The sequence below is a fragment of the Streptomyces sp. NPDC059897 genome (genome assembly GCF_042730865.1).
Taxonomy (GTDB): domain Bacteria; phylum Actinomycetota; class Actinomycetes; order Streptomycetales; family Streptomycetaceae; genus Streptomyces.
Genome location: NZ_JBHWKQ010000035.1, coordinates 18,785 through 36,740 on the forward strand (window position 1 = coordinate 18,785; position 17,956 = coordinate 36,740).

Below are 17,956 nucleotides of genomic sequence, written 5' to 3' on the forward strand. Positions count from 1 at the left end.
GTTCAGCGGGTCAATTGCCGCAGGGCGACGTTGAGTTCGAGGACGTTGACCCGCGGCTCCCCCATGAACCCGAGGTCCCGGCCGTCCTTGTGCGCGTCGACGAGCTTCTGGACCCGCGCGACGGAGAGGTGGTTGCGCTCCGCGATCCGGTGCACCTGGAGGTCGGCGTACTCGGGGGAGATCGCCGGGTCGAGGCCCGACCCCGAGGAGGTGACGGCGTCGGCCGGGATGTCGGAGGCCTTCACCTTGTACGTCGCCGTGGAGTTGTCCTCGACGACGGCGGCCTTGGCGGACTCGACCTGCTCGACCAGCTCCTTGTTGTCACCGGCGAGATTGGTGGCGCCGGAGAGGATCAGCTTGTACTGGGTGTTCACGCTGTTCTCGCCGAGGCCGTTCGAGGGCCGGGGCTGGAACCACTTGAGGTCGGGCTTGCCGTCCTTGGTGAGGTACGTCTGGCCGATGAGGGAGGAGCCGACGACCTTGCCCTCGGAGGTGATCTCCGAGCCGTTGGCCTTGTCGTGGAAGGCCACTTGGGCGACGCCGGTCACCGCGAGCGGGTAGAGCACACCGCACACGACGGTCAGGACGAGCAGGGCGCGCAGCCCCGCCCACAGCAACCGGCCCGTGTTTCCTACGGAGTTGTTCATGGCCTTAACCGATTCCAGGGATGAGGGAGATGAGGAGGTCGATGAGCTTGATTCCGATGAAGGGCGCGACGAGCCCGCCCAGGCCGTAGATCCCGAGGTTGCGGCGCAGCAGCCTGTCGGCGCTCACCGGCCGGTACTGGACGCCCTTCAGGGCGAGCGGTACGAGCGCGATGATGATGATCGCGTTGAAGACGACCGCGGAGAGGATCGCGGAGTCGGGGCTGGACAGCCGCATGATGTTGAGCTTGTCCAGGCCGGGGTAGACCGCCGCGAACAGCGCCGGGATGATCGCGAAGTACTTCGCGACGTCATTGGCGATCGAGAAGGTCGTCAACGCGCCCCGGGTGATGAGGAGTTGCTTGCCGATCTCGACGATCTCGATGAGCTTGGTCGGGTTCGAGTCGAGGTCGACCATGTTGCCGGCCTCCTTCGCGGCCGACGTACCGGTGTTCATCGCGACACCCACGTCGGCCTGCGCGAGGGCGGGCGCGTCGTTGGTGCCGTCACCGGTCATCGCGACGAGCTTGCCGCCCGCCTGCTCCCGCTTGATGAGGGCCATCTTGTCCTCGGGCGTGGCCTCCGCGAGGAAGTCGTCGACGCCCGCCTCCTCGGCGATCGCCTTGGCGGTCAGCGGATTGTCGCCCGTGATCATCACGGTCTTGATGCCCATGCGGCGCAGCTCGACGAACCGCTCGCGCATGCCGTCCTTGACGACGTCCTTGAGGTGGATGACACCGAGGACGCGGGCGCCTTCGGTGTCCTCGACCGCCACGAGCAGTGGTGTGCCGCCGGCCTCGGAGATCCGGTCGGCGAGGGTGTCGGCGTCCTCGGCGATGCGGCCGCCCCGCTCCTTCACCCAGGCGATGACCGAACCGGCAGCGCCCTTACGAATCTTGCGCCCGTCCACGTCGACGCCCGACATCCGGGTCTGGGCGGTGAACTCGATCCATTCGGCGCCGGTCAGTTCCCCCTGGTGCCGTTCGCGCAGCCCGTACTTCTCCTTGGCGAGGACCACGACGGAGCGGCCCTCGGGTGTCTCGTCGGACAGTGAGGAGAGTTGCGCGGCGTCGGCGACCTCGGCCTCCGTGGTGCCGCGTACCGGTACGAACTCGGCGGCCTGGCGGTTGCCGAGGGTGATGGTGCCGGTCTTGTCGAGCAGCAGCGTGGACACGTCGCCGGCGGCCTCGACGGCCCTGCCGGACATGGCGAGTACGTTGCGCTGGACCAGGCGGTCCATGCCCGCGATGCCGATCGCGGAGAGCAGTGCGCCGATGGTGGTCGGGATCAGACACACGAGCAGGGCCACGAGCACGACCATGGTGAGGTGTGTGCCCGCGTAGTCGGCGAACGGCGGCAGGGTGGCGACCGCCAGCAGGAAGACGATGGTCAGCGAGGCCAGCAGGATGTTGAGGGCGATCTCGTTGGGCGTCTTCTGCCGGGCGGCGCCCTCGACCAGGTTGATCATGCGGTCGATGAACGTCTCGCCGGGCTTCGTCGTGACCTTGACGACGATGCGGTCGGACAGCACCTTCGTACCGCCGGTGACCGCGCACCGGTCGCCGCCGGACTCGCGGATGACCGGGGCGGACTCGCCGGTGATGGCGGATTCGTCGACGGAGGCCACGCCCTCGACGACGTCACCGTCGCCGGGGATGATGTCGCCCGCCTCGCAGACGACGAGGTCGCCGATCCGCAGCTCCGTGCCGGGGACCCGCTCCTCGCGCTCCCCCGTCAGGCGCCGTGCCACGGTGTCGGTCTTCGCCTTGCGCAGCGTGTCGGCCTGCGCCTTGCCGCGGCCCTCGGCGACGGCCTCCGCCAGGTTCGCGAAGATCACCGTCAGCCACAGCCAGGCGCTGATCGTCCAGCCGAACCAGTCGGAGGGGTGCAGACAGGAGAACACCGTCGTCAGCACGGACCCGATCAGCACCACGAACATCACGGGCGCCTTGACCATGACGCGCGGGTCGAGCTTGCGGCAGGCGTCGGGCAGCGACTTCAGCAGCTGCTTGGGGTCGAACAGGCCCCCGCCGACCTTGCCGCCGCCGGGCCCGGTCCCGGTGGGCGTGTGGCCGGTGGGCGCGTCCGGGTGGGGCGCCTTGGTGGGTGTGGCAGTGGACATCGCGTCCTCGGAATTCTCGGAACGTTCAGTAGATGCGGTAGATGCGGAACGTGCGCTACGTACGGTCATGACGCGAGCCCTTCCGCGAGCGGGCCGAGCGCGAGCGCCGGGAAGTACGTCAGGCCGGTGATGATCAGGAGCGTGCCGACCAGCAGCCCCGTGAACAGCGGCTTGTTGGTGCGCAGGGTGCCCGCCGTGGCGGGGATCGGCCGCTGCTCGGCGAGCGAGCCGGCGAGCGCGAGCACGAACACCATCGGCAGGAAGCGGCCGAGCAGCATCGCGAGGCCGATCGTGGTGTTGAACCACTGGGTGTCGGCGGACAGGCCCGCGAAGGCGGAGCCGTTGTTGTTGGCTCCGGACGTGTACGCGTAGAGGATCTCGGAGAAGCCGTGCGCGCCGGGGTTGAGCATGGAGTTCGGCGGGGTCGGCAGGGCCATGGCGCAGGCCGTGAAGGTCAGCACGAGGGCCGGGGTGACGAGGATGTAGCAGGCCGCGAACTTGATCTCGCGGGTGCCGATCTTCTTGCCGAGGTACTCGGGCGTGCGGCCCACCATCAGGCCGGCGATGAACACCGCGATGATCGCCATGATCAGCATGCCGTAGAGGCCGGATCCGGTGCCGCCGGGCGCGATCTCGCCGAGCTGCATGCCGAGCAGGTTGAGGCCGCCGCCGAGCCCGGTGTTGGAGGAGTGGAAGGAGTTCACCGCGCCGGTCGAGGTGAGCGTCGTGGCGACCGAGAAGATCGCCGATCCGCCGATGCCGAAGCGGCTCTCCTTGCCCTCCATCGCGCCGCCCGCGATGTCGAAGGCCGGGCCGTGGTGGGCGAACTCGGTCCACATCATCAGCGCGGTGAAGCCGACCCAGATGGTCGCCATCGTGGCGAGGATCGCGTACCCCTGCTTGACCGAGCCGACCATGGTGCCGAAGGTGCGGGTCAGGGCGAACGGGATGAGCAGGATCAGGAAGACCTCGAAGAGGTTCGAGAACGCGGTGGGGTTCTCGAAGGGGTGCGCGGAGTTGGCGTTGAAGTAGCCGCCGCCGTTGGTGCCCAGCTCCTTGATGACCTCCTGGGAGGCGACGGCGCCGCCGTTCCACTGCTGCGAGCCGCCCATGAACTGCCCGACCGAGTGGATGCCGGAGAAGTTCTGGATGGCACCGCAGGCGACGAGGACGAGCGCGCCGACGACGGCGATCGGGACCAGAATGCGGATGACACCGCGCACCAGGTCGGCCCAGAAGTTGCCCAGTTCACCGGTCCGAGAGCGGGCGAAGCCGCGTACGAGGGCGACCGCCACGGCGATCCCCACGGCCGCCGAGACGAAGTTCTGCACGGCCAGTCCGGCGGTCTGCACGACGTGGCCCATGGCCTGTTCGCCGTAGTACGACTGCCAGTTGGTGTTGGAGACGAAGGAGGCCGCCGTGTTGAAGGCCTGGTCCGGGTCGATCGAGGCGAAGCCGAGCGAGCCGGGGAGGCTGCCCTGGAGTCGCTGCAGCAGGTAGAGGAACAGGACGCTCACGGCGGAGAAGGCGAGGACGCCGCGCAGATAGGCGGTCCAGCGCATCTCGGTGTCGGGGTCGGCGCCGATGCCCTTGTAGATCCACTTCTCGACCAGCAGGTGCCTGCCGGAGGAGTAGACCCGGGCCATGTGGTCGCCGAGGGGCCGGTACGCCAGTGCCAGCGCCGCTATGAGCGCGAGGAGCTGGAGCACTCCGGCGAGTTCGGGGCTCATATCTGTGCTCAGAACCTCTCCGGGTAGATGAGGGCGAGGACGAGATAGCCCAGGAGGGCGACGGCCACGACGAGGCCGACAATGTTCTCGGCGGTCACAGCTTGGTCACCCCCTTGGCGACGAGTGCCACCAGCGCGAAGACCGCGATCGTGGTGACGACGAAGGCCACGTCGGCCATCGTGAGCTCCCTGAGTCAAGTTCTTGGCTTGGATCTGACACTCAGAGGAAACCCCCGGTCAGGGCCGGTTTCGGGATCCGTTGACGGCTCCCATACGGCGCCGCGTGCGCCCTTGACGGGTCTCTTACGGCGCGGGGTGGCGGGCGGCGGTCGTGGAACGGTTCCGGGAGTGTCCGGGAGCTGTCACATTCGGCGCCCGGACCTGGTTCGCGGGGACCGGCAGGCGCATCGTCGACATGTGGGGGCAGCCCTCAAGGACCGCCCCACCGGCCGACCCGGAGGTTCGCCATGTGTTTCCACCGCCCCGCCTGCCCGAACCCCGAGCACGTCGTCGCCGCCCACCCCGAGCAGGGCTGGAGCCTGCGCTGCGACGGCACGATCGTCTTCGACGACACCGGTGAGCTGCGGCCCGACGGGGGCGTCGTGGCCCCGCACCGGTCGTGCCCGGCCCCGGTGAGCGGGCTGGCCGTCGCGGCCTGAGGACGTCGGCGTCAGGACAGCTTGAACCGCAGCCGGCAGATCACCGCGTCGGTGTCCCGGCGCACGGCGTGCGCGACGACGGCGCCCCGCTGGTTCTGCAGGAGCCGCTGCCAGGCCCGGCCCGGTTCGGTCTCCGGGACGAGCACGGTCACGCGGGTGCCGGGCTCCGCGGCCTCGCGTACGTACGCGGCGACGGGCCTGCCGAGGGTGCGCCGCTCGGAGGGCAGCGGGACGAGCTCGACGCCCGGGTTCCACAGCGCCCAGTCACGGACGAGCGCCTCACTCGCGGCCCGGTCCTCCGGATCGGCGTGCACGACCGTGACGGCGCGCACCTCGTCTCCCAGGGAGTTCGCGGCGGTCAGCGCCTCGCTGGTGAGCCGGGAGATGCCGGAGACCGGCACGATGACGAGCGAGCGGGCGTGTGTCGGGCACTGCGGGACGCGGCCGAGTCCGAGCCGTTCGCCGATCCGGTCGTACGCGCGGTGCACGGCCCTGAACGCGAGGACGAGCAGCGGCAGCGCGATCACGATCAGCCAGGCGCCGTCGTGGAATTTGGTGGCCGTCACGACGATCGCGGACACACCGGTGAGCAGGGCGCCCGCCCCGTTCAGGAGCATCTTTCCGAGGGCTCCCGGTACCCCGCGCCAATGGATCACCATGCCGGTCTGCGCGATGGTGAAGCCGACGAAGACGCCGATGGCGAAGAGCGGCACGAGGGTGTTGGTGTCACCGCCGGAGAGGACCAGCAGCGCGGCCGAGACACCGGCGAGAGCGAGGACCCCGTGCCGGTGGACCTGGCGGTCGGCCTTGAGGGCGAAGACATGCGGCAGGTAGTTGTCCCGGGCGAGCAGCCCCAGCAGCACCGGCAGGCCGCCGAACGACGTGTTCGCGGACACGGCCAGCAGGATCGTCGTCGCGAACTGCACGACGTAGAACGCCCAGTTGTGGCCGAGGGACGCGTCCGCGAGCTGGGCGAGAACCGTGACGCCCGCCACCGGCTGGAGGTGGAAGCGGGCGATGAGCACGGAGAGCCCGATGAGCATGACGCCGAGCACCGCACCGAGCGCCACCTCGGCATGCTGGGCGCGACGAGCGCGCGGAGTGCGGAACTGCGGCACCGCGTTGGCGATGGCCTCGACGCCGGTCAGCGCGGAGCATCCGGAGGCGAAGGCCTTCAGCAGGAGCAGCGCGCCGACGGTGGTCGCGTCGTCGGCGAGGGCGGAGGCATGGCCCGCCGCGGCCTGTGTGGAGACGGGGGCGTCGCGGAACAGGCCGACGCCTATCAGGACCAGGATCGACACGACGAAGACCGCCGTCGGCGCGATGAAGGCGCGCGCCGAGTCGACGATGCCGCGCAGGTTCACGGCGGTGATCACCGCGAGCACGGCCAGGCAGATCCACAGCCGGTCGCCGTACAGCTCCGGAAAGGCCGAGGTCAGGGCGGCCACCCCGGCCGTGACGGCGACGGCGACGTTCAGCACGTAGTCGAGGACGAGGGAGGCGGCGGCCACCAGGCTGGTCCGGGTACCCAGGTGCTTCTTGGCGACGGCGTACGATCCGCCGCCGTCCGGGAACGCGGCGACGACCTGCCGGTACGACGCGACGAGCACCGCGAGCAGCGCGGCGATCGCGAGCGTGACCGGGAGGGTGAGTCCGAGGCCGTGGGCGCCGGCGGCGGCCAGCACCAGAACGATCGCCTCCGGGCCGTAGGCGACGGAGGCCATGGCGTCGAGCGAGAGCGCGGCGAGCCCGGTCAGGGCGGTGAGGCGGTGCCGCTCGGTGTCCGCGGGATCAGGGGGTTCCTCGGCGGTGCTGGTGTCCTCGGGTCGAGTGGCCTGGGTCGTCATGGGAGTCCTGCTCACGGTCGGGGGCGGTGGCCCGGTGGAACGGTTCGGCCAGGTTGTGCCCCCCGGGCGGCCAAGGCCGCTGTTCCTGGCGGGATCTTCGCGATCGTTGCGCGCACCTTGACGCGTCGTTGACGACCGTTCGGCGCGCCTCGTCAAGAAGGTGTACGGAAAGGCGTTCGGGCCGCATCAAGAAGACGAGCGGCACGGGATCGGCTGCCTAGCGTCCCCGGTATGGCAGACATCTTCAGCGCGGCGGGCACGTCGGGCGCACGGGACGAACAGTGGGCCGGCGAGGCGCGCAGCGCCGTGCGGTGCGGGGCGGTGCTGAGCGCGCTGCTGCTCGGAGTGGACACACTGTCGGGCCAACTCACCCTGTGGCGCTGCGCGTTGTGGCTCGGACTCGGAGCGCTGCTCACCGTGGTACTGCTGCCCGCCCGGGTCACCGCCACCGCGGACCGGCTCACGGCGCGCGGCCTGTGGCGTGCGCGCACGGTGCGTACGGACCTGCTGGTGTCCGTGCGCTGTGTGGGCGGCGTCGCCCAGCGGCTGGTGCTGCGCGACCGGTTGGGCGGCCGGGTGGAGATCGATCCTCAGGTCCTCGTGGCCAACCCGCCGCTGTGGCTCCTCCTCGACGACGCCGCCCGTGCCTCGGAGCGGCGCGGACTCCTGCTGTGCGGGACGACCGCGCTGCGCACGCTGGCGCGCCGGGTGGACGGGGAGCTGGCGCAATCGGTGTTCCGGATCTCCGGACTCCGCTGAGCGGCGTCCTTCCCCGCGCGCGTGCTGCGACGTCAGCCGGGCGACCCGCTCATGCCCAGACGGCCGCCGCGAGCGCCGCGCCCGTGAAAGCGGCGCCGAGTCCTGCCACGACGCTGCAGACGACGTTGACCGCGGCGTAGAAGCGCGCCCCGCTCTCGGCGAGCCGCAGGGTCTCGTACGAGAACGTGGAGTACGTGGTCAACGCCCCGCACAGGCCGGTGCCGAGCAGCAGCTGCACCTGGGAGGAGGCGCCGCCCGCGGCGACGGCGCCGGTGACCAGGCCGAGGATCAGGGAGCCCGTCACGTTGACGGCGAAGGTGCCCCAGGGGAAGACCGTGTCGTGGCGGGACTGGACGGTGCGGTCCGTGAGGTAGCGCAGCGGGGCGCCGACCATCGCGCCCGCGATCACCAACAGCCAGTTCACGCCACGCCCCCGTCCTTCGCCGCGCGCCCCACACGGCGGATGACCAGGCGGGTCAGGTGCGCCGCGGTCCACACCGACGCGAGCGCCACGCACACCGTCAGGGCCAGATAGCCGAGGGCGGTGCGCGGGTGTCCTCCGTCGATCAGGGTCTGGATGTCCACGGCGTACGTGGAGAAGGTCGTGAAGCCGCCGAGGACGCCGGTGCCGAAGAACGGCCGGACGAGGCGGTGCGCCGCCCAGACGTCGCTGATGACGACCATGAAGATGCCGATGACGGCGCAGCCGATCGCGTTGACGACGAGGGTCGTCCAGGGGAAGGCGCCGGCCGCGGTGGGCCACAGCAGGGCGGCGCCGTAGCGGGCGCTCGCGCCGACCGCGCCGCCCAGCGAGACCACCGCGATCACGGGCCCCTGCCCCCGCCATGCGGACGGTCGCGGGGCGGGAGCGCGCAGGTCCACGTCCGGGTCGACGGGTTCGTTCAGCATCGGGGTGCGGGCCTCTCCCACGTACGTCTCCTACTCGCCGGGCACAGGTTACGGGTGTGCGTCGTCGCAAGTAGGGACCGTTGGCGGCTACCGTGCCGCGGTTGGAGGACGGCGGGCCCCACCGCCGCGCGGTGATCGCGAACACCGCCGAAAAAATCTTACCTCGCGCCGCGCCGGGCCACCGTCCGAGGGCCCGGCGGGAGACCGCCCCGGCGATCGGCCCGCACCGTTTCGCAGATTGCCGGACGCACGACACTACGACGTCGCCAAAAGCGGGCATCACCGTAGTGGCCCCATACCGCTCCCTCCCCTCGCCCTGCGCTGTGCGCGCCCCGAAAGGACGGCTCAAGCGTGGCCACTCCCCCTCCCCCTGTCCTGCGGCCTGCCCCGCGACGCCGACTCCCCGTACGGAAATGGATTGCGCTCGTTCCGCTCCTTCTGGTCGCCGGGTGGGTGGCCTGGAACTGGCCCGTGTTCGTCTCGGGGCTCGCGCAGTTGCGCGGCGCGGACCCCGGGTGGTTGCTGGCCGCCGCGGTGATCACGGTCGCGTGCTGGGTGCCGGTGTGTCTGCTGCGGCAGGGCGCGGTGCTCGAACCGCTGCCCGCGGGGCGGCTGTTCGCCTCGCAGGTCGCCGCGGGTTCCGCCAATCACCTGCTGCCCGCGGGCCTCGGGGCGCACGTGGTGACGCTGCGCTTCATGCGCTCGTGCGGGATATCGGCGACCCGCGCCTGCGCCGCGCTCGCGCTGTACTCGCTGGCGCAGCCCATCGGCCGGTACGGACTGCTGATCGCGCTGATGGCGGCCTCGCCGGACACGCTGCCGCTGGGCGGCCTCATGCCGGCGGAGCGGGGCGGCCTGGCGGTGCTGCTGCTCGTCGCGGCGGTCGCCGTCGCGGCGGGCGTGCTGTGGTGGGTGCGGCCGCTGCGCGGGGCCGTGAGGGACTTCCTGGCCACCGCGCTGACCGATGTGCGGGCCCTGCACGCCCGGCCCGCCCGTGCGCTCGCCCTGTGGTGCGGGGCGGTCGGCTTTCCCGCGCTGCAGGCCACCGTCATGGTCGCGGTGGCCCGCTCCTTGCAGGTGCCGGTGCCGTCCCTGGACATCGCCCTCGCGTATCTGGCGGCCTCGGCCGTGGCCGGGGTGGTGCCGACGCCGGGCGGCATCGGGTCCGTCGAGGCGGCCCTCGCCATCGCGCTGGTGGGCGCGGGCTCACCGGTCGTCGAGGCGACCGCCGCGGTCGTGGGCTTCCGCCTGCTCACGGTCTGGGGGCCGCTGCTGCCCGGTGCCCTGGTGCTGGCCGTGCTGGTGCGCCGCAAGGTGATCTGACGGCGGCCGGGCCACCAGGGCGCAGAGCAGGCCGAGTTGGACCCATACGAAGGCGTTGCCGCCGAGGAAGCCGTCGATGCCCCCGGAGTCGTAGCGCCACAGCCATACGACGCTGCTGCACAGCAGTGCGTACGCCGCGGCCGTCCAGGCCAACCGGGCCCGCCGCAGCGGCAGTTCGAGGGCGCGGTCGGCGAGGAGGGCGAGTGCGGGCAGCGCCCAGACGAGGTGGTGGACCCAGGTGACCGGGCTGATGAGGCAGGCGGCGACGCCCGTGGCCGCGATGCCGAGGCGTACGTCCGCGGGTCCGGCCCGGTGGAGGCGGTACGCCCACAGTCCCGCGACGGCGAGCACGCCGCACGCCCACCACAGCGCGCTCGGTCCGGCCGGGTGGGCGAGGCGGGCCAGCGCGCCCTGCCACGACTGATTGGATACGTAGGCCAGTTCGCCGAGGCGGCTGGTGTCCCACAGCGCCGCGCTCCAGAAGTCCCGCGAGGTGGCGGGCGCGAGCAGGTGGGCGAGCAGGGTCGCGGCGGCGGCCACCACGCCCGCGGTGGCCGCGGCACGCCGGTGACGGGTGATCAGCAGATAGCCGATGAACAGGGCGGGCGTCAGTTTGACGGCGGCCGCGAGGCCGATGCCGACGCCCGCGAACCGGCCGCCGCGCGCCAACTGCCGAGCGTCGCACAGGACGAGCAGCAGCAGGAAGAGGTTGACCTGGCCGAAGCTCACGGTGTCGTAGACCGGCTCCAGCAGGGCGAACAGACAGCCCGCGACGACGTACGCGGGCAGCGGCGGCCACCCGTGCCGCCGGATGACGGGACCCGCGAGCAGCCGCAGGACGAGCACCGCCGCGGCCAGGTTCGCCGTGGTGGCGACGGCGACCGTGAGGGGCCAGCTGAGCAGGTTCATCGGCGTCATGCACAGCGCGGCGAACGGCGGATAGGTGAACCCGTAGTCCTGCCCCGGCACCCGGTACTCGTACAGGCCTCCGGAGCGCCCGGTCCAGAAGTGCACGGCGTCGTAGTAGACCCGCAGGTCGAACCAGTCCCGGTGGAGAGGGACCAGCGCAATGAAGAGGGCGACGGCCGCGCACAGTGCGGCGAGTGACGCCAACGCCCGTGCGCCTGGCCCGCGTTGGGGGCCCTGCCATGTGCTCACGGGGCACTCCTCGCCTCTTCCGCGCCGAGCCGGGACTCGGGCGCGACCCACTGGCCGGCCCACCACAGCACTCCCAGGGCGGCGAGCGCACCGCAGACGGCGACGGCGAACTGGCCGCCGCTCGGGGCCACTCCGCTGGGCAGTTCGGCGAGGGCGAGACCGCCGCTGGCCACCACGAGCATCCGGAGCAGGGGCCCGGACGGCGCCGCCGCCGCGAGCGGGAGCAGGCCCCACAGCGCGTACCAGGGCCGGATCGCCGGACCGAGGGCGACGATCGCAAGCAGGCTCAGGCCCAGCGCGAGCAGCGGGCCGTGCCGGGGGCCGCGCCACCAGAGCAGCAGAACGCAGACGACCGCCGCGGCGAGGCCTGCCGCCCGCCAGGCCGGGACGGCGAGCGGGGCGAGGCCACTGCCCGTCGCTTGCAGGGCCGCCTCGGTGACCCGGCCGAGCACCGAGGTGAGTGCCCAATTGTGATGCGTGACGGGCGTGTTGAGCGCGCCGATCCAGCCGTATCCGCTGCCGAGGAGCGCGGTGGCGGCGACGGTCGTCACCAGTGCGGTCCCGGCGGTGGCTGCCGCCGCTCTCACCCATCTGCGGCGCCCGCCGAGGCACCCTGCCCAGCACACCACGACCGCCAGCAGGCCCAGCGCCGCGGGCGCCTTGACCAGCGCGGCGAGTGACACCAGAACCGCGGCGAGGAGGTGGGCGCGGCGCTGGGCGGCGACCAGGCCGATGCCGAGCAGCCCCAGCATCAGGGCGTCGTTGTGCGCGCCTGCCACGAGGTGGAGCAGCAGCAGGGGGTTGAGCGCGCCGAGCCACAGCGCCATGGCCCGGCGCCGCCGGTCGCCGCGGGTCAGCAGCACCAGGGACAGCACCATCAGCGCCACGCCCAGCAGTGCCACGCCCCGCAGCCCGAGGATGCCACCGGTCGGCTCGGCCCGTGCGAGGCGCGCGGCCGGCGCGGTGAACGCCAGGAACAGCGGGCCGTACGGTGTCGGGGTGTGCTGCCAGATCGCGGGCACCTGCGCGGCGAGCGGGCCGCCGAGCACGGCCGGGCCGTGGGCGTAGACGTCGATCTGGGCGTCGATCATGGCGCCCTGCGCGAGATAGCTGTAGACGTCGCGGCTGAACAGGGGCGGCACCGGCAGCAGGGGCGCGGCCCACAGAGCGAGCGTGCCGAGCATGGCGCGCGTCCCCGGCGGCCGGGGCCCCCGAACGGCGCGGCCCAGCAGGAGCCAGGCCGCCACCAGCAGCACCAGGCCGAAGTAGGCGCCGAACAGGCCGAGGGCGGCGGGCCCCGACGCCGGGTCGAGGGTGTCCGCGACGGGGACCGCGCCGACGCCCGCGCCACCGACGGCCACCGCCGCGGAACCGGCGAGTCCCAGCAGCCGGTATCGGTGGACGTGGGACACGTCGCCGGGAGTGAGCACCCGGTGAGCGTGCCCGGGGCCGATGGCCGCGAGGGAACGGGCGCGCCAGCGCGGCGGGACGGGAGCATGTCGGGCGGGGTGGCTTGGTACATTCGCGGCGTGGGGGCCGATGTGCCGCGGAGCGAGGAGGCCTGGTGCCGGTGCTGACACTGGCCGTATACCTGCCGGAGCTGGACGCGGTCCCGCGCTGGCTGCAGATCACGGCGGCCGTGGTGATCCTCGGCCTGATGGCCGCACGGGTGTGGCTGTTCTTCCGGCGCAGGAAATAGCGTTGCCGCTGCCGGTGACCGCCATTAGGGTCCCCGACGTGACGACCGGGTCGGCCTTGGGCCATACACGAATGCAGGTGCAGCTGAACCACACCGCCGTCTATGCGAGCGACCGGCACCTGTCCGCCGAGTTCCTCGCCGCCATCCTCGGCCTGAAGGTGGGCGCCCCGTTCGGGCCGTTCCTGCCCGTCGATCTCGGCAACGGCGTGACGCTCGACTTCTACGAGAAGCGGGACGAGCCGATCCAGGCACAGCACTACGCGTTCCTCGTGCCCGACGAGGAGTTCGACGCGATGATCGACCGCCTGGAGAGGGTCGGCGTGACGTACTACGCCGACCCGTCACACACCGAGCCCGGCCGGGTCAACGACCTGTTCGGTGGCCGGGGCGCCTACTTCGACGACCCGGACGGCCACAACATGGAGATCATGACCCGGCCGTACGCCCGCCCCTGACACACGCAGGGGCGGGCCGGCCACCGCGTGATCAGCCCTGGACGCGGATCAGCTTCTTGTTCGCGAACTCCGCCATGCCGTACTTGCCCAGCTCGCGGCCGATGCCGGAGCGCTTGACGCCGCCGAAGGGCAGGTCGGCCTGGGTGCCCGCGAAGCCGTTGATCCACACCATGCCGGTGTCGAGCTGGTCGGCGACCCGCTTGGCGCGCTCGACGTCGCCGCTCCACACGGCGCCGCCGAGCCCGTACGGCGAGCTGTTGGCCAGCTCGACGGCGGCGTCCTCGTCGGCCACCGGGTAGACGACGGCGACCGGGCCGAACAGCTCCTCGGTGTAGGCACGCATCTCGGGCGTGATGCCGGTCAGCACGGTCGGCTGCACGTACGCGCCCGGGCCCTCGCCGCGGGCGCCACCGGTGTGCAGCGTGGCGCCCTTGTCGACGGCGTCCTTGATCTGCTCCAGCAGCTGGTCGGCGGCGGCGCGCGAGGACAGCGGGCCGAACTTGGTGTCCGGCTCCAGCGGGTCGCCCGCCTCCACCCGTGCGACGCTCGCGGTCAGCTCGCGCACGAAGTCCTCGTAGAGGCCCTCCTGGACGAGGAAGCGCTTCGGCGAGTTGCAGGCCTGCCCCGCGTTGCCGAGCCGGCCGCCGGCCGCCTTGCGGGCCGTCTTCGCGACGTCCTCGGTGTCCAGGAGGATGAACGCGTCGGAGCCGCCCAGCTCCAGGACGCACTTCTTGAGGTTGCGGCCCGCGATCTCGGCGACGGCCGAACCGGCCCGCTCGCTGCCGGTCAGCGACACACCCTGGTTCCGCGGGTCGGCGATGATGTCGGCGACCTGGTCGTTGGTGGCGAAGACGTTGATGTACGCGCCCGCCGGCAGGCCGGCGTCCACGAAGATCTGCTCCATCGCGAGGGCCGCCTGCGGGCAGCTGGGGGCGTGCTTGAGCAGGATGGTGTTGCCGAGCATCAGGTTCGGCGCGGCGAACCGGGCCACCTGGTAGTACGGGTAGTTCCACGGCATGATCCCGAGCAGCGAGCCCAGCGGGGCGGTGCGCACGGTGGCGGTGCCGCCGCCGCTGACCGAGAGCTCCTCGTCGGCGAGGAAGCCGGGGCCCTGGGTGGCGTAGTACTCGTAGATGCTGGTGACGATGTCGACCTCGCCCTTGGCCTGGGCGAGCGGCTTGCCCATCTCCAGGCTGATGATGCGGGCGAGCTCGTCCTTGCGCTCCTGGTAGATCTCGCCGACGCGCCGCAGCACCGCGGAGCGGGTCTCGACGGGCGAGGTGCGCCAACTCTGGTACGCCGCGTGGGAGTCCGCCAGCGCCGCCTCGATCTGCTTCGCGGTCGCCTCGGGGAATTCCTCGAGGGTCTCGCCGGTCGCGGGGTTCACCGTTTTGTAGGCCGTCATGGCCGCGACCATACCTTTTGCCTCCCGCCGCGCGTCCAGACCCTGCCCACCCCTCAGGAAACGTACTACGGGATATTGACGCTCCTCCAGTCGAACGTGGAGTGTTGAGTCATCCGAGGACAAGGGGACCGCCATGCGCGTCGAGTTCCGGACCGCCCCGACGCACTACCGCCACTGGTCGCTGAAGATCGACGAGGCCGTCGCCACGCTCACCATGGACGTGGCGGAACAGGCCGGCCTCGTGCCCGGCTACGAACTCAAGCTCAACTCCTACGACCTCGGCGTCGACATCGAGCTCTACGACGCCGTGCAGCGGCTGCGCTTCGAGCACCCCGAGGTGCGTGCCGTGGTGGTGACGAGCGGCAAGGAGAAGGTGTTCTGCGCCGGGGCGAACATCCGGATGCTGGCGGCGTCGGACCACGCCTGGAAGGTGAACTTCTGCAAGTTCACCAACGAGACCCGCGGCGCCATCGAGGACGCCTCCGCGCACTCAGGACAGACCTACCTCGCCGCCCTCAACGGCACGGCGTCCGGCGGCGGTTACGAGCTGGCGCTGGCCTGCGAGCGGATCCTGCTCGTCGACGACCGCTCATCGACGGTGTCCCTGCCCGAGCTGCCGCTGCTCGGCGTCCTGCCGGGCACCGGCGGCCTGACCCGACTCGTCGACAAGCGCCATGTGCGCCGCGACCGGGCCGACTTCTTCGCGACGAAGCCGGAGGGCGTGGGCGGCAAACGGGCCGCGCAGTGGCGCCTGGTCGACGAGACCGTGCCGCGCAGGGAGTGGGAGCACACCGTCGCCGCCCGCGCGGCCGAGGCCACCGCCCGCTCCGACCGCCCGGCAGGCGCCCCGCAGGGCATCCGCCTCACCCCGCTGGACAAGACCCGGACCGAGGACCGGATCGCGTACCGGCACGTGCACGCGACCCTCGACCGTGCCCGCCGCACCGTGGAGATCACACTCGAAGGCCCGCCCGAGGACGCGCCGGCCGACCTCGCCGCCCTGCACCGGCAGGGCGACGCGAGCTGGCCGCTCGCCCTGGCCCGCGAGCTCGACGACCTCGTGCTCGATCTGCGCACGAACGAACCGGAGTTGGGCACCTGGGTCGTCCGCAGCCGGGGCGACGCCTCCCGCGTCCTCGACCACGACGCGCTGCTGCTCGCCCACCGCGACGACTGGCTCGCCCGCGAGATCACGCTCTACCTCAAGCGCACGCTGAAGCGCCTGGATCTGAGCAGCCGCAGCCTCATCGCCCTGATCGAGCCCGGGAGTTGCTTCGCCGGAACACTCCTGGAGACCGTGCTCGCGGCCGACCGCTCCTTCCAACTGGCCGGTGTCTTCGAGGAGATCGCCCCGGACGCCGAACCGGCCGCGCTCGTCGTCGGCCCGATGAACCTCGGCCCGCTCCCCATGAGCAACGGGCTGAGCCGCCTGGAGACCCGGTTCCTCGGCGACGAGGAGTCCCTGGCGCACGCGCGGGCCGCCGAGGGCCGGCCGCTCGACGCCGAGGAGGCCGAGCGGCTCGGCCTGGTCACCTTCGCCCCCGACGACATCGACTGGGACGAGGAAGTGCGGATCTCGCTGGAGGAGCGTGCCGGGTTCAGCCCGGACGCCCTCACCGGACTTGAGGCGAACCTGCGCTTCGCGGGCCCCGAGACACTCGAAACCAAGATCTTCGGCCGCCTCACCGCCTGGCAGAACTGGATCTTCAACCGTCCCAACGCCGCGGGCCCCGTAGGGGCCCTGCGCAGGTACGGCACTGGACAGCGCGCCGAATTCGACCGGAAGCGGGTGTGACGATGGCGCTCACCGCCGACTACACCGACAAGATCCCCAACAATGTGGACCTGCACGAGGACCGCCGCCTCCAGCGGGCCCTGGAGTCCTGGCAGCCCAACTTCCTCACCTGGTGGGACTCCATGGGCCCCACCCTGCCCACCGACGACGTATATCTGCGCACGGCCGTCGACGTCGGCCGGGACGGCTGGGCGCAGTTCGGGCACGTGGCCATGCGCGACTACCGCTGGGGTGTGTTCCTCGCCGAGCCGAAACCCGACCGCCGGATCGCCTTCGGCGCACACCGCGGCGAGCCCGCCTGGCAGCAGGTGCCCGGCGAGTACCGGGCCGATCTGCAACGCCTCATCGTCATCCAGGGCGACACCGAACCCGCCAGCGTCGAGCAGCAGCGCAATCTCGGCGCCACCGCGCCCAGCCTCTACGACCTGCGCAATCTCTTCCAGGTGAACGTGGAGGAGGGTCGGCACCTGTGGGCGATGGTGTATCTGCTGCACGCCTACTTCGGCCGGGGGGGCCGCGAGGAGGCCGAGGAACTGCTGCACCGCAACTCCGGCAGCGAGGAATCCCCGCGCATCCTGGGCGCGTTCAACGAGGAGACACCAGACTGGCTGTCCTTCTTCATGTTCACGTACTTCACCGACCGCGACGGCAAGTACCAGCTGGGCACGCTCAAGGAGTCGGCCTTCGACCCGCTGTCACGCACGTGCGAGTTCATGCTGAAGGAAGAGGCGCATCACATGTTCGTCGGCACCACCGGCATCGACCGGGTGGTGCTGCGCACGGCCGAGCTGATGCGCGAGCACGACACCGACGACGTGACGGCCTCCGGCGGCATCCCGCTGGACGTCATCCAGAAGTACATCAACTTCCACTACTCCGTTTCCCTCGACCTGTTCGGCTCGGAGACCTCGACGAACGTCGCCAACTACTACACCTCGGGCCTCAAGGGCCGCTGGGGCGAGGAGCGCCGCAAGGACGACCACACCCTGACCGACGACTCGTTCCTGGTCGACGCGCTGGTCGAGGGCGCCATCGGGCAGCGGGAGGTCGCGGCGCTCGTGGGCCTCAACACCGATCTGCGCCGCGAGTACATCCGCGACTGCCACAGCGGCCTGAACCGCTGGAACCGCCTCCTTGAGGAGGCCGGGATCGACCGGCGGCTGTATCTGCCGCACATCGCGTTCAACCGCAAGGTCGGCGCGTTCGCCGCGGTCGAGACGGCGCCCGACGGCACGGTCCTCACCGCCGACGACTGGGTGGACGCCAGGAGTGCCTGGCTGCCGGCCGAGGTCGACAAGACGTACATCCGCTCGCTGATGCGGCCCGTGCACGAGCCCGGCCGGATCGCCTCCTGGATCGCCCCGCCGCGCCAGGGCATCAACGGCAAGCCGTTCGACTACGAGTACGTGCACCTCACCTGACGACGTCCGGAGCCGACGACCGGGGAGCCGA

At 71.5% G+C, this 17,956-nt stretch carries 17 protein-coding genes; 7 read left to right on the plus strand and 10 right to left on the minus strand.

Annotated features, from left to right (window positions below):
- Window positions 1-2: 2 nt before the first annotated feature.
- From ACFV9W_RS29860 to kdpF, 4 genes are all read right to left on the minus strand, one after another.
- Entirely contained in the window at window positions 3-647 is a 645-nt protein-coding gene (locus ACFV9W_RS29860; RefSeq protein ID WP_385766893.1) for a potassium-transporting ATPase subunit C, read from the minus strand.
- Between the two features lie 4 nt (window positions 648-651).
- Entirely contained in the window at window positions 652-2,766 is a 2,115-nt protein-coding gene (gene kdpB / locus ACFV9W_RS29865) for a potassium-transporting ATPase subunit KdpB (protein WP_385766896.1), read from the minus strand.
- 65 nt (window positions 2,767-2,831) lie between these two features.
- Complete coding sequence (kdpA, locus tag ACFV9W_RS29870) at window positions 2,832-4,496, minus strand: potassium-transporting ATPase subunit KdpA (protein ID WP_385766899.1); 1,665 nt, start codon at window positions 4,494-4,496, stop codon at window positions 2,832-2,834.
- Window positions 4,497-4,504: 8 nt separating this feature from the next.
- Window positions 4,505-4,594: a K(+)-transporting ATPase subunit F gene (gene kdpF / locus ACFV9W_RS29875; RefSeq protein WP_018533641.1), complete on the minus strand. Its 90-nt coding sequence runs from the start codon at window positions 4,592-4,594 to the stop codon at window positions 4,505-4,507.
- Window positions 4,595-4,962: 368 nt separating this feature from the next.
- On the opposite strand from kdpF, the gene ACFV9W_RS29880 reads away from it, so the two are divergent.
- Entirely contained in the window at window positions 4,963-5,154 is a 192-nt protein-coding gene (locus tag ACFV9W_RS29880) for a DUF5999 family protein (protein ID WP_385766903.1), read from the plus strand.
- Between the two features lie 11 nt (window positions 5,155-5,165).
- Here ACFV9W_RS29880 and ACFV9W_RS29885 read toward each other — a convergent pair whose 3' ends face one another.
- A complete protein-coding gene (locus ACFV9W_RS29885) occupies window positions 5,166-7,001 on the minus strand; it encodes an APC family permease (protein ID WP_385766906.1) in 1,836 nt (611 codons plus the stop codon).
- Window positions 7,002-7,232: 231 nt separating this feature from the next.
- Between ACFV9W_RS29885 and ACFV9W_RS29890 the strand changes: the two genes are divergently transcribed.
- Window positions 7,233-7,760: a hypothetical protein gene (locus tag ACFV9W_RS29890; RefSeq protein WP_385766908.1), complete on the plus strand. Its 528-nt coding sequence runs from the start codon at window positions 7,233-7,235 to the stop codon at window positions 7,758-7,760.
- Between the two features lie 49 nt (window positions 7,761-7,809).
- Here ACFV9W_RS29890 and crcB (ACFV9W_RS29895) read toward each other — a convergent pair whose 3' ends face one another.
- Complete coding sequence (crcB, locus tag ACFV9W_RS29895) at window positions 7,810-8,184, minus strand: fluoride efflux transporter CrcB (protein ID WP_385766911.1); 375 nt, start codon at window positions 8,182-8,184, stop codon at window positions 7,810-7,812.
- On the minus strand, window positions 8,181-8,669 hold the full coding sequence (gene crcB / locus ACFV9W_RS29900) for a fluoride efflux transporter CrcB (protein WP_385767037.1): 489 nt from the start codon (window positions 8,667-8,669) through the stop codon (window positions 8,181-8,183). The genes crcB (ACFV9W_RS29895) and crcB (ACFV9W_RS29900) overlap by 4 nt, the downstream gene beginning before the upstream one ends.
- A gap of 453 nt (window positions 8,670-9,122) precedes the next feature.
- Here crcB (ACFV9W_RS29900) and ACFV9W_RS29905 point away from each other — a divergent pair, with 453 nt between their 5' ends.
- Complete coding sequence (locus tag ACFV9W_RS29905) at window positions 9,123-9,992, plus strand: YbhN family protein (RefSeq protein ID WP_385766914.1); 870 nt, start codon at window positions 9,123-9,125, stop codon at window positions 9,990-9,992.
- On the opposite strand, the gene ACFV9W_RS29910 is transcribed toward ACFV9W_RS29905, so the two are convergent.
- Window positions 9,876-11,150 (minus strand): glycosyltransferase family 87 protein, encoded by a 1,275-nt coding sequence (locus tag ACFV9W_RS29910; RefSeq protein WP_385766917.1) that lies wholly within the window; start codon window positions 11,148-11,150, stop codon window positions 9,876-9,878. The two genes, ACFV9W_RS29905 and ACFV9W_RS29910, sit on opposite strands and share 117 nt — an antisense overlap.
- A complete protein-coding gene (mptB, locus tag ACFV9W_RS29915) occupies window positions 11,147-12,580 on the minus strand; it encodes a polyprenol phosphomannose-dependent alpha 1,6 mannosyltransferase MptB (RefSeq protein ID WP_385766920.1) in 1,434 nt (477 codons plus the stop codon). The genes ACFV9W_RS29910 and mptB overlap by 4 nt, the downstream gene beginning before the upstream one ends.
- A 134-nt stretch (window positions 12,581-12,714) precedes the next feature.
- Between mptB and ACFV9W_RS29920 the strand changes: the two genes are divergently transcribed.
- Window positions 12,715-12,849, plus strand: a complete 135-nt coding sequence (locus ACFV9W_RS29920) for a hypothetical protein (RefSeq protein ID WP_385766923.1) — start codon at window positions 12,715-12,717, stop codon at window positions 12,847-12,849.
- Between the two features lie 71 nt (window positions 12,850-12,920).
- The gene (locus ACFV9W_RS29925; protein WP_385766927.1) at window positions 12,921-13,304 is read left to right on the plus strand and encodes a VOC family protein; all 384 of its coding nucleotides are present in this window, start codon (window positions 12,921-12,923) and stop codon (window positions 13,302-13,304) included.
- Window positions 13,305-13,335: 31 nt separating this feature from the next.
- Here the strand turns inward: ACFV9W_RS29925 and ACFV9W_RS29930 are convergent, their stop codons facing one another.
- A complete protein-coding gene (locus ACFV9W_RS29930; protein WP_385766929.1) occupies window positions 13,336-14,709 on the minus strand; it encodes an NAD-dependent succinate-semialdehyde dehydrogenase in 1,374 nt (457 codons plus the stop codon).
- 133 nt (window positions 14,710-14,842) lie between these two features.
- Between ACFV9W_RS29930 and boxC the strand changes: the two genes are divergently transcribed.
- Window positions 14,843-16,504, plus strand: coding sequence for a 2,3-epoxybenzoyl-CoA dihydrolase (boxC, locus tag ACFV9W_RS29935; RefSeq protein ID WP_385766932.1), 1,662 nt, complete (start codon window positions 14,843-14,845; stop codon window positions 16,502-16,504).
- A gap of 2 nt (window positions 16,505-16,506) precedes the next feature.
- A complete protein-coding gene (gene boxB / locus ACFV9W_RS29940) occupies window positions 16,507-17,925 on the plus strand; it encodes a benzoyl-CoA 2,3-epoxidase subunit BoxB (protein ID WP_385766935.1) in 1,419 nt (472 codons plus the stop codon).
- Window positions 17,926-17,956: the final 31 nt, after the last annotated feature.